Source organism: Streptococcus sp. K0074 (genome assembly GCF_048843365.1).
In the GTDB taxonomy this organism is placed as follows: Bacteria; Bacillota; Bacilli; order Lactobacillales; family Streptococcaceae; genus Streptococcus; species Streptococcus mitis_BM.
Map to the genome: position 1 here is coordinate 936,057 of NZ_CP184836.1, position 12,342 is coordinate 948,398.

Below are 12,342 nucleotides of genomic sequence, written 5' to 3' on the forward strand. Positions count from 1 at the left end.
GAAAGGAAGTCACATGTCAATCATTGAAATGAGAGATGTCGTCAAAAAATACGACAACGGAACGACTGCCCTACGCGGTGTTTCGGTCAGTGTTCAACCAGGGGAATTTGCTTACATCGTAGGACCTTCAGGAGCAGGGAAGTCAACCTTTATTCGTTCTCTGTATCGTGAAGTAAAAATCGATAAAGGAAGCCTATCAGTTGCTGGTTTTAATCTGGTTAAGATCAAAAAGAAAGACGTCCCGCTTCTACGTCGTAGTGTTGGGGTTGTCTTCCAGGATTATAAACTGTTGCCAAAGAAAACGGTTTATGAAAATATTGCTTACGCTATGGAAGTAATCGGGGAAAATCGCCGTAATATCAAAAAACGAGTGATGGAAGTTTTAGACTTGGTTGGGTTGAAGCACAAGGTTCGTTCTTTCCCAAATGAGCTCTCAGGTGGGGAGCAACAGCGGATTGCGATTGCACGTGCCATTGTAAATAATCCCAAAGTATTGATAGCCGATGAACCAACAGGAAACCTGGACCCTGATAATTCATGGGAAATTATGAATCTTTTGGAACGGATTAACCTACAAGGGACAACTATTTTGATGGCGACTCATAATAGCCAGATTGTAAATACCTTGCGCCACCGTGTCATTGCCATTGAAAATGGCCGTGTCGTTCGTGACGAATCAAAAGGAGAGTATGGATACGATGATTAGTAGATTTTTTCGCCATTTATTTGAATCACTAAAAAGTTTGAAACGAAATGGTTGGATGACAGTGGCTGCTGTCAGCTCAGTCATGATTACTTTGACCTTGGTTGCCATATTTGCTTCTGTTATTTTCAATACAGCGAAACTAGCTACAGATATTGAAAATAATGTCCGAGTGATGGTATACATTCGCAAGGATGTAGCTGATAATAGCGAGACTATTGAAAAAGAAGGTCAAACTGTTACAAATAATGACTACCACAAGGTATACAATGCTTTGAAGGGGATGTCTACTGTTAAGAGTGTTACTTTTTCAAGTAAAGAAGAACAATATGAAAAATTAACCGAGACAATGGGTGATAACTGGAAAATTTTTGAAGGAGATGCCAACCCCCTCTATGATGCCTATATCGTTGATACAAATACGCCAAGTGATGTAAAAACTGTGGCTGAAGATGCTAAAAAAATTGAAGGTGTGTCTGAGGTTCAGGATGGTGGTGCCAATACAGAACGCCTATTCCAACTAGCATCATTTATCCGTGTTTGGGGATTAGTTATTGCAGGACTTTTGATTTTCATTGCAGTTTTCTTGATTTCAAATACCATTCGTATTACCATTATTTCTCGCAGTCGCGAAATTCAAATCATGCGCTTGGTTGGTGCTAAGAACAGTTATATCCGTGGACCTTTCTTACTTGAAGGTGCCTTCATTGGTTTGCTTGGAGCAACTGCGCCATCAGTGTTGGTCTTTATTGTTTATCGAATGGTTTACCAATCTGTCAATAAGTCATTGGTAGGTCAAAATCTTTCTATGATTGCGCCAGAGGTATTTACTCCTCTGATGATTGCCCTATTATTTGTGATTGGAATTTTCATCGGTTCACTGGGATCAGGAATTTCCATGCGCCGATTCTTGAAGATTTAGGTAAACTAGCTACTTTTATGAGGAGATTAAATGATCTCCTTTTTTGCTACAAAAATTTTAGAAAAAAGTGTAATTTTTTTTGTAAAAGCCTTTACAAAAAAAATTAAAGTGGTATAATTAAATCATAAAAGGTGCAAACGTTTTCGTAAAACGTTTGCCTAAATAAAAATAAAGGAGATTTGAATGATGAAAGATACATTCAAAAATGTCTTGTCTTTCGAATTTTGGCAAAAATTCGGTAAGGCTTTGATGGTGGTTATCGCGGTTATGCCGGCTGCTGGTTTGATGATTTCAATCGGTAAGTCTATCGTGATGATTAACCCAACCTTTGCACCACTCGTTATTACTGGTGGTGTACTAGAGCAAATCGGTTGGGGAGTTATCGTTAACCTTCATATCTTGTTCGCCCTCGCTATTGGAGGAAGCTGGGCTAAGGAACGTGCTGGTGGTGCTTTCGCCGCTGGTCTTGCCTTCATCTTGATTAACCGTATCACTGGTACAATCTTTGGTGTATCAGGCGATATGTTGAAAAATCCAGATGCTATGGTAACTACTCTCTTCGGTGGATCAATCAAAGTTGCTGATTACTTTATCAGTGTTCTTGAAGCTCCAGCCTTGAACATGGGTGTCTTCGTAGGGATTATTTCTGGTTTTATTGGGGCAACTGCTTACAACAAATACTACAACTTCCGTAAGCTTCCTGATGCACTTTCATTCTTTAACGGAAAACGTTTTGTACCGTTTGTAGTTATTCTTCGTTCAGTAATTGCTGCAATTGTACTTGCTGCTTTCTGGCCAGTAGTTCAAACAGGTATCAATAGCTTTGGTATCTGGATTGCCAACTCACAAGAAACTGCTCCAATCCTTGCACCATTCTTGTATGGTACATTGGAACGTTTGCTCTTGCCATTTGGTCTTCACCACATGTTGACTATCCCAATGAACTACACAGCTCTTGGTGGTACTTATGATGTCTTAACTGGTGCAGCTAAAGGTAGTCAAGTATTTGGTCAAGACCCACTATGGCTTGCGTGGGTAACAGACCTTGTAAACCTTAAAGGTACTGATGCTAGTCAATACCAACACTTGTTAGATACAGTACATCCAGCTCGTTTCAAAGTTGGACAAATGATCGGTTCATTCGGTATCTTGATGGGTGTCATCGTTGCTATCTACCGTAATGTTGATGCTGACAAGAAACATAAATACAAAGGTATGATGATTGCAACAGCTCTTGCAACATTCTTGACAGGGGTTACTGAACCAATCGAATACATGTTCATGTTCATCGCAACACCTATGTATCTTGTTTACTCACTTGTTCAAGGTGCTGCCTTCGCTATGGCTGACGTTGTAAACCTACGTATGCACTCATTCGGTTCAATCGAGTTCTTGACTCGTACACCTATTGCAATCAGTGCTGGTATCGGTATGGATATCGTTAACTTCGTTTGGGTAACTGTTCTCTTTGCTGTAATCATGTACTTTATTGCAAACTTCATGATTCAAAAATTCAACTACGCAACTCCAGGGCGTAACGGAAACTACGAAACTGCTGAAGGTTCAGAAGAATCTAGCAGCGAAGTGAAAGTTGCAGCAGGTTCTCAAGCTGTAAACATTATTAACCTTCTTGGTGGACGTGCAAACATCGTTGATGTTGACGCATGTATGACTCGTCTTCGTGTAACTGTTAAAGATGCAGATAAAGTAGGAAATGCAGAGCAATGGAAAGCAGAAGGAGCTATGGGTCTTGTCATGAAAGGACAAGGGGTTCAAGCTATCTACGGTCCAAAAGCTGACGTATTGAAATCTGATATCCAAGATATCCTTGATTCAGGTGAAATCATTCCTGAAACTCTTCCAAGCCAAATGACTGAAGCACAACAAAACACTGTTCACTTCAAAGGTCTTACTGAGGAAGTTTACTCAGTAGCAGACGGTCAAGTTGTTGCTTTGGAACAAGTAAAAGATCCAGTATTTGCTCAAAAAATGATGGGTGATGGATTTGCAGTAGAACCTGCAAATGGAAACATTGTATCTCCAGTTTCAGGTACTGTATCAAGCATCTTCCCAACAAAACATGCTCTTGGTATTGTGACTGAACCAGGTCTTGAAGTATTGGTTCACATTGGTTTGGACACAGTAAGTCTTGAAGGTAAACCATTTACAGTTCATGTTGCTGAAGGACAAAAAGTTGCAACAGGAGATCTCCTTGTCACAGCTGACTTGGATGCTATCCGTGCAGCAGGTCGTGAAACTTCAACAGTAGTTGTCTTCACAAATGGTGATGCAATTAAATCAGTTAAATTAGAAAAAACAGGTTCTCTTGCAGCTAAAACAGCAGTTGCTAAAGTAGAATTGTAATATACTTGAGGTTGGAAGCTGTATTCCAACCTCTTATTTTGGGAGAAAAGAATGAAATTTTTAACACTCAATACTCACAGTTGGATGGAGAAAGAAGCAGAGGAAAAATTCCAGATTTTGCTTCAGGATATTCTTGAAAAGGACTATGATTTGATTTGTTTCCAAGAAATCAATCAGGAGATCACTTCGCCAGAGGTGGAGGTTAATGACCTTTATCAACCTTTGCCAGCAGCTGAGCCTATTCACCAAGATCACTATGTTAGACTCTTGGTTGAAAAGTTGTCTGAGCAAGGGAAAAATTACTACTGGACTTGGGCCTATAACCATATCGGTTATGATCGCTACCACGAAGGTGTGGCTATCTTGTCTAAAACACCTATTGAAGCCAGAGAAATTTTAGTTTCAGATGTGGATGATCCAACAGACTATCATACTCGTCGTGTTGCCTTGGCTGAAACTGTGGTTGATGGTAAGGAGCTTGCAGTTGCAAGTGTCCACCTTTCTTGGTGGGATAAAGGTTTCCAAGAAGAATGGGCACGATTTGAGGCTATCTTGAAAGAATTGAACAAGCCACTTTTGCTTGCTGGAGATTTCAACAACCCAGCTGGTCAGGAAGGTTACCAAGCTATTTTAGCTAGTTCATTAGGCTTACAAGACGCATTTGTAGTTGCTCAAGAGAAAAGTGGTAGCTATACTGTTCCACCAGAAATTGATGGCTGGAAAGGGAACACTGAACCCCTTCGAATCGATTATGTCTTTACTACCAAAGAGTTAGCGGTGGAAAAATTACATGTCGTATTTGATGGTAACAAGAGTCCACAAGTTAGTGATCACTATGGCTTGAATGCTACTTTAAACTGGAAATAATGACTGAAAAGAGGTTGGAATTATAAAATTCTAGCCTTTTTCTGACTAGAAAAGCTACAGGAAATAGCCTAATACTCTTCGAAAATCAAATTCAAACCACGTCAGCTTCACCTTGCCGTATAGATGTTACTGACTTCGTCAGTTCTATCTGCAACCTCAAAACAGTGTTTTGAGCAACCTGCGGCTAGTTTGCTCTTTAATTTTCATTGAGTATGAAAAGAGGTTGGAATCATGAAGTTCCAGCCTTTTTCTGACTAGAAAAGGTACTGGAAATAGCCTAAATAAGTGAGACTACTGAAATGGAATAAAATATGGTATAATTGATAAGATAGATAGAATCGAGGATATTATGTCATTTACGAAATTTCAATTTAAAAACTATATTAGAGAAGCCTTGGAGGAGTTGAAATTTACAACTCCAACAGAGGTACAAGATAAGTTGATTCCCATTGTCTTGGCAGGCCGGGATTTGGTTGGAGAATCAAAAACAGGTTCGGGTAAGACTCACACTTTCTTGTTACCGATTTTCCAGCAATTAGATGAAGCTAGCGATAGTGTACAAGCAGTGATTACTGCACCGAGTCGTGAGTTGGCTACTCAAATTTACCAAGCAGCGCGTCAGATTGCAGCTCACTCAGATGTCGAAGTTCGTGTGGTTAATTATGTGGGTGGTACGGATAAGGCTCGCCAGATTGAGAAATTGGCAAGCAATCAGCCTCATATTGTTATTGGAACACCAGGCCGTATCTACGACTTGGTTAAATCCGGTGATTTGGCTATTCACAAGGCCAAGACCTTTGTGGTCGATGAGGCAGATATGACCTTGGATATGGGATTCTTGGAAACTGTTGATAAGATTGCTGGCAGCCTTCCAAAAGACCTGCAATTCATGGTTTTCTCAGCGACTATTCCACAAAAGTTGCAACCATTCTTGAAAAAATACTTATCAAATCCTGTTATGGAGAAAATCAAGACCAAAACGGTCATTTCTGATACCATTGATAATTGGTTGATTTCGACCAAGGGTCGAGATAAGAATGCTCAAATTTACCAGTTGACTCAGTTGATGCAACCGTATTTGGCAATGATTTTTGTTAACACTAAAACTCGTGCTGATGAATTGCATTCATATCTGACTGCTCAAGGCTTGAAGGTGGCAAAAATCCATGGAGATATTGCCCCTCGTGAACGTAAGCGAATCATGAATCAGGTGAAAAATCTGGATTTTGAGTACATTGTCGCAACAGACTTGGCGGCGCGTGGAATTGACATTGAAGGTGTCAGTCATGTCATCAATGATGCCATTCCGCAAGACTTATCTTTCTTTGTGCACCGTGTTGGTCGAACTGGACGAAACGGCCTACCAGGTACAGCTATTACCCTATATCAGCCAAGCGATGACTCGGATATCCGTGAGTTGGAGAAATTGGGAATCAAGTTTACTCCTAAGATAGTCAAAGACGGGGAATTTCAAGATACTTATGACCGTGATCGTCGTGCTAACCGTGAGAAAAAACAAGATAAACTTGATATCGAAATGATTGGCTTGGTCAAAAAGAAAAAGAAAAAAGTCAAACCGGGTTATAAGAAGAAAATTCAATGGGCGGTTGATGAAAAGCGCCGCAAAACCAAGCGTGCCGAAAATCGTGCTCGCGGTCGTGCAGAGCGTAAAGCAAAACGCCAAACATTTTAATAGAAATTGTTGGAGTACTGAGCTCCAACTTTTTTAATTATGTGACTTTCAGTCCATCTCGATCCGTTAGGTGCGAGACAAAAAACCACCCGCTATGCGGGTATGCATCGAAGGTTATACCAAAAAAACTCCAAACGCGATACAATAAAGGTGTTCAAGCCAATTGTAAAGCGAAAGGAGAAAAATATGGCACAAAAGGCTCATAGTTTATCGTACACAAAGTAGAACTGTTGTGTTCACACCTAAGTATAGACGAAAAGTCATCTAAAATCAATATCGAAGTAAGAATCACAAAAAATTTTAAAAAATGGCAATATTTGTTAACAAGGATTTCGTAGTTTGTTATAATGTGGTTGTAAATGATTAAGATTGGTAATCAAAAAATAAAGAGGGGAATGTCATGAATAAGAAATATAACAAGTTTCTATTTTTGTTGTTTATAGTTTATTTATTTGGATATTTTTCAATTTCAAAAAATTTAATTCCTATAATGTGTGTGATCCAAGTATTTTTGATAGAACATATATTTAGAGTTCGAAATAGAATTATGCAGATAGGTGAAATTATAATTATTGTTGCTTCTATGATATTATTTATTGATAGTATATTGAGTTTGTAACAAAAGGCTTTTCTATAAAATAAAATTTTCTAGATATCTACTGAAGCTGATTTATCTTCTACTATCTACGTCACTAAACTTGACAGACATATATTGCAGTTACAACCTCTCTACCTACAATCTCAGAGTTGACCTGAGGCTAGTTTCCTAGTTTGTTCTTTGATTTTTGTTGATAAAAAGAATACTCCTCCAAGACGGAAGAGCATCTTTTATTGTGATTTTGATTCGGTTTCAGCCGACTCTGGGTGGAGTTCTTGGTAACTTGGTGCCTTGAAAAGGTTAGCACTGGTTTTACCTTGTCGTTGGCTAAAAAGACTAGTTGACTGACTACCTTTTTCCTGCTCAATCTTTTGAAGAATTGGTAAAGAATTGAGGTAAGAAATACTTTCTGTATCAACTTTTCCAAGATGATCTGCTTGGTAGAAACGTATCAAATCGCCAGTTTGAATCTGGTCGCTGATTTTAAGCTGTTGACTAGCTGCTTGACGAACAATTTCTAGTTCAGTTTGAGCTTGTTCATCAAGATTGCTGATTTCAAGACCGCTCTCAGTATAGTAGGTTCTTCCGTCGTAGCTGGTATATTTTGGTGTGACGAAGGAATTGGCATTTCGAAAGGCAACGATTTCTTGGTGGTCTGGTGATAGGAGGTCTTGTCCAACTTGAAGGAAGGAACTGGATTCGATACCAAGGAGGTGTTCGAGAGTCGGTAAGATATCGATTTGTCCACCGTAGGTATTGATGATTTGTCCCTTTTCATAGCCAGGCATGACCACCATAAAAGGCACTCGTTGCAACATGGCATTGTCGTAATTCGACCAGTTCTCAGAAGTCTTGCCAATCAATGGCGCCAGGTCAGGATTGCGGGAATTGGAAATACCATAATGGTCTCCGTAGATGACGATGATGGATTTTTCATAGAGGCCACTTTCTTTGAGATAGTCAAAGAAGGCCTTGATGGTACTATCCAGATAGTTAGCTGTTTGGAAATAGCCGTTGATTGTTTCATCTTTGGTTTTAGCCAGTGGGAAACCAAGCTCATCGCCTGTCAGATTGCTAGCATAGGGATAGTGATTGGACACCGTGATATACTTAGCATAAAAAGGTTGCTGTAAATGCTCCAGATACTGAATAGAATCCTTCATCATGATTTTATCATTTAAACCATATTGGAAAGAATTGCTACTGTCTTGCTTGGTGAAGTAGGAAGCATCAAAGAAGTATTGGTAGCCCCATTGTTTGTAGGTCGTATTTCGGTTCCAGAAGGTTCCGATATTACCGTGAAAGACAGCACTTGATTGGTAGCCGTTTTTTGATAGGATAAAAGGAGCTGCCTGCTGGGTATTGGTACCACCGTAATTGACCATGAAAGAACCTTGGTCAAGTCCAAACAAACCAGTCTCCAGCATGGTTTCCGCATCTGAGGTCTTACCAGCCTTGACTTGGTTAAAGATATTCGAAAAGGCTAGGGTTGATTGCGAATGGTAGAGTGAATTTAGGAAGGGAGTGACTTCATGCTCAGTTCCATCTATGTTGAGTTTATAGTCCAGTAGGAACTGCTGGAAACTTTCCAAGTGGAGATAAATCACATTTTTCCCTTTGGCTAAGCCGAAATAGTCTGGATTAGGCTTAGCCGAATGTTCTTGAATATAATCTGTAATAGGTTGAAGATCAGTCTCAGAGGCCTTAGCCCGTTCCTTGTTGGCGCTGTAGGATTGGTTGGCGCTATAACCTAAAAAGGCTGGCAAACTAAGGGCACGAACAATATAATAATTAGAAAATCCTCGCGATAGGAGATCGGGACGCTCAATTTCAGCCAAGAAAAGGTTAGCTGAAAAGAGCAGGGCCGAGAGAGCAGTGATGGCAACACTGGAGCGGAATTTGAAAGTTCTCCTATCCAGCTGGATGAATTTTTTATAGAAAAGGAAAGCCAGCAATGGGAAATCCATAAAATAGATGAAATCCCAAGGACGCAGTAACTCTAGTTCTGCAGTGCCGACAGACACCTTGCTGACCACCTTCATGGTATTAGCTGTGATAAAGTCACTAAATTCTCGATAGTAAAAGATATTAGAATAGAGCCAAATGAATAAAAGGCTATAAATAGCTATACTCAGGCCATAAAAGATCTTGGTTGACCGAGCATAGAGGGCTAGAGCTAGCAGGAGTAGCCCCAAAGGAAGGGGATTGAAAAAGGCTATAAAGGCAAGGTAATTCCCCTGCAACTTACCTACTTGAATATCTAAATTAAAGTCAACGGTATAGGCTAATAAGGTTTTGAGCCAATAGAGGATTAAAAGGGTTAGGACAAAACCCAGTCTGGTACCGATGGCTTTTTGGATTTTGTTAAAATTAATTCTCACACATTTACTTCCTAATTTTTTATTAGTATTAGTATACCATTTTTTAAAAGAAGAGTAAAAAAGCAAGGGTAGTTTCTTTTTTGAGAATTGTCTAAAAGTTTGATATAATGGTAATTATGAATAGAATAAGAGTTAGCAAAAGGGTTGAAAAGAAGCTCGCCAAAGGTCTGGTTTTACTAGAAGCCAGTGATCTTGAGAATGTCAATCTTAAGGATCAGGAAGTAGAAGTACAGAGTCAGGAAGGAATCTTTCTTGGGACTGCCTACCTTTCTCAGCAAAACAAGGGCTTGGGCTGGTTTGTTAGTAAGGACAAGGTGGCCTTCAATCAAGCTTTCTTTGAAACGCTGTTTAGACAAGCTAAAGAAAAGAGAAGTGCCTATTATCAAGATGATTTGACAACTGCCTTTCGTCTCTTCAACCAAGAGGGGGATGGCTTTGGGGGTCTGACAGTGGACCTTTATGGCGACTATGCTGTCTTTTCTTGGTATAACTCTTATGTTTATCAGATTTGTCAGACCATCTCAGAAGCTTTTAGACAGATTTTTCCTGAGGTGTTAGGAGCCTATGAGAAGATTCGCTTTAAAGGATTGGACTATGAATCTGCCCATGTTTATGGTCAAGAAGCACCTGACTTTTTCACTGTTCTGGAAAATGGTGTCTTGTATCAAGTTTTTATGAATGATGGCTTGATGACAGGGATTTTCCTAGACCAGCACGAGGTTCGAGGGAGTCTGGTTGACGGATTGGCTATGGGCAAATCCTTGCTCAATATGTTTTCCTACACAGCAGCCTTTTCAGTATCTGCGGCCATGGGAGGAGCAAGCCAGACTACTTCGGTTGACCTAGCCAAACGTTCACGAGAATTGTCTCAAGCGCATTTTCAGGCAAATGGAATCAGTACAGACGACCACCGTTTTGTGGTCATGGATGTCTTTGAATATTTCAAGTATGCCAAGCGAAAAGGCTTGACCTACGATGTGATTGTCCTAGATCCGCCTAGCTTTGCTCGGAACAAAAAACAAACTTTCTCTGTGGCCAAGGATTATCACAAGTTGATTTCCCAGAGTCTTGAGATTTTAAATCCTGGAGGGATTATCATTGCCAGTACCAATGCCGCCAATGTTTCCCGCCAAAAATTTACAGAACAAATTGATAAAGGCTTTGCAGGAAGAAGTTACCAGATTTTAAATAAATACGGTCTTCCAGCAGATTTTGCCTATAATAAAAAAGATGAAAGTAGTAATTACCTCAAGGTGATTAGTATGAAGGTTAGTAAATGAAATTAATCGTTTCAGTAATGCCAAGAAGTTTAGAGGAGGCTCAGGCTCTGGATGCCACAAGGTACCTGGATGCCGACATCATTGAATGGCGTGCCGACTATCTGCCTAAAGAAGCGATTTTGCAGGTGGCTCCAGCTATTTTTGAAAAATTCGCAGGCCGTGAGCTGGTTTTCACGCTGCGAACTTGCGCTGAGGGGGGAGAAATCGACCTTTCTCCAGAAGAGTATATCCATCTAATCAAGGAAGTTGCGCAACTCTATCAACCAGACTATATTGATTTTGAGTACTATAGCTATAAGGATGTTTTTGAGGAAATGCTGGACTTCCCAAATCTTGTTTTGAGTTACCATAATTTCCAAGAAACACCTGAAAACATGATGGAGATCTTGTCAGAGTTGACGAGCCTAAATCCAAAACTTGTTAAGGTTGCGGTTATGGCTCACACGGAGCAGGATGTGCTAGACCTGATGAACTATACACGAGGCTTTAAAACCCTCAATCCTGAGCAGGAATATGTAACTATTTCTATGGGTAAGGTGGGCAAGGTCTCTCGTATTACTGCGGATGTGACTGGTTCTAGCTGGTCTTTTGCCAGTCTGGATGAGGCTAGTGCCCCTGGTCAGATTTCTCTAGCCAACATGAAAAAAATCAGGGAGATTTTGGATGAAGCTTGATGGCTATACACGTTTAGCTGCAGTTGTTGCCAATCCTATTAAACATTCTATTTCCCCTTTTATTCACAATAGTGCCTTTGAGGCGACAGCTACCAATGGTGCTTACGTGGCTTGGGAGATTGAAGCGAGTGACTTGGTAGAAACAGTGGCTAATATTCGTCGCTACCAGATGTTTGGCATCAACCTGTCCATGCCCTATAAGGAGCAAGTGATTCCTTATTTGGATGGGCTGAGCGATGAAGCACGCTTGATTGGTGCGGTTAATACGGTTGTCAATGAGAATGGCAATTTAATTGGATATAATACAGATGGCAAGGGATTTTTTAAGAGCTTGCCTTCTTTTACAATTTCAGGTAAAAGGATGACCCTGCTGGGTGCAGGTGGTGCGGCTAAGTCCATTTTGGCACAAGCTATTTTGGATGGTATCAGTCAGATTTCTGTCTTTGTTCGTTCAGTTTCTATGGAAAAAACAAGACCTTATCTAGACAAGTTACAGGAGCAGACAGGCTTTAAGGTGGACCTGTATGCTTTAGAAGATGTTCCTGAACTGCAAGCAAGGATTGCCGAGTCGGATTTACTGGTCAATGCCACCAGTGTGGGCATGGATGGTCAATCATCTCCAGTTCCTGAATACATTGTCCTACCAGAAACTCTTTTAGTAGCAGATATCATTTACCAACCCTTTGAAACACCATTTTTGAAATGGGCCAGAAGTCAGGGTAATTCAGCCGTCAATGGTCTGGGAATGTTGCTCTATCAAGCTGCAGAAGCTTTTCAACTGTGGACAGGCAAGGAAATGCCAACAGAAGAGATTTGGCAGTCCTTAACAGAAAAATACCAATAAAGAAAGGGAGATTCTC

At 40.3% G+C, this 12,342-nt stretch carries 9 protein-coding genes; 8 read left to right on the forward strand and 1 reads right to left on the reverse strand.

Going from position 1 to position 12,342, the window contains the following annotated elements; translation table 11 throughout:
• Positions 1-13 precede the first annotated feature (13 nt).
• From ftsE to ACN076_RS04550, 5 genes are all read left to right on the forward strand, one after another.
• Entirely contained in the window at positions 14-706 is a 693-nt protein-coding gene (gene ftsE, locus ACN076_RS04530; RefSeq protein WP_000022265.1) for a cell division ATP-binding protein FtsE, read from the forward strand.
• Positions 699-1,625 carry a permease-like cell division protein FtsX gene (ftsX, locus tag ACN076_RS04535; RefSeq protein ID WP_000625550.1) on the forward strand — a complete coding sequence of 309 codons (927 nt, stop codon included), beginning with the start codon at positions 699-701 and terminating at the stop codon, positions 1,623-1,625. Before ftsE ends, ftsX begins: the two co-directional genes overlap by 8 nt.
• Positions 1,626-1,808: 183 nt before the next feature.
• Entirely contained in the window at positions 1,809-3,989 is a 2,181-nt protein-coding gene (locus ACN076_RS04540; protein WP_420790215.1) for a PTS transporter subunit IIBC, read from the forward strand.
• 51 nt (positions 3,990-4,040) lie between these two features.
• Positions 4,041-4,856 carry an endonuclease/exonuclease/phosphatase family protein gene (locus ACN076_RS04545; RefSeq protein ID WP_261074455.1) on the forward strand — a complete coding sequence of 272 codons (816 nt, stop codon included), beginning with the start codon at positions 4,041-4,043 and terminating at the stop codon, positions 4,854-4,856.
• 349 nt (positions 4,857-5,205) lie between these two features.
• Positions 5,206-6,549, forward strand: a complete 1,344-nt coding sequence (locus ACN076_RS04550; RefSeq protein ID WP_261066130.1) for a DEAD/DEAH box helicase — start codon at positions 5,206-5,208, stop codon at positions 6,547-6,549.
• A gap of 828 nt (positions 6,550-7,377) precedes the next feature.
• On the opposite strand, the gene ACN076_RS04555 is transcribed toward ACN076_RS04550, so the two are convergent.
• Positions 7,378-9,528 (reverse strand): LTA synthase family protein, encoded by a 2,151-nt coding sequence (locus ACN076_RS04555; RefSeq protein ID WP_261073068.1) that lies wholly within the window; start codon positions 9,526-9,528, stop codon positions 7,378-7,380.
• 116 nt (positions 9,529-9,644) lie between these two features.
• Between ACN076_RS04555 and ACN076_RS04560 the strand changes: the two genes are divergently transcribed.
• Genes ACN076_RS04560 through ACN076_RS04570 form a run of 3 tightly spaced genes read left to right on the forward strand, consistent with a single transcriptional unit; the run spans position 9,645 to position 12,326 of the window.
• On the forward strand, positions 9,645-10,808 hold the full coding sequence (locus ACN076_RS04560; protein ID WP_261074454.1) for a class I SAM-dependent rRNA methyltransferase: 1,164 nt from the start codon (positions 9,645-9,647) through the stop codon (positions 10,806-10,808).
• Positions 10,805-11,482 (forward strand): type I 3-dehydroquinate dehydratase, encoded by a 678-nt coding sequence (gene aroD / locus ACN076_RS04565; protein WP_153192552.1) that lies wholly within the window; start codon positions 10,805-10,807, stop codon positions 11,480-11,482. Before ACN076_RS04560 ends, aroD begins: the two co-directional genes overlap by 4 nt.
• The gene (locus tag ACN076_RS04570) at positions 11,472-12,326 is read left to right on the forward strand and encodes a shikimate dehydrogenase (protein ID WP_153192550.1); all 855 of its coding nucleotides are present in this window, start codon (positions 11,472-11,474) and stop codon (positions 12,324-12,326) included. Before aroD ends, ACN076_RS04570 begins: the two co-directional genes overlap by 11 nt.
• Positions 12,327-12,342 lie beyond the last annotated feature (16 nt).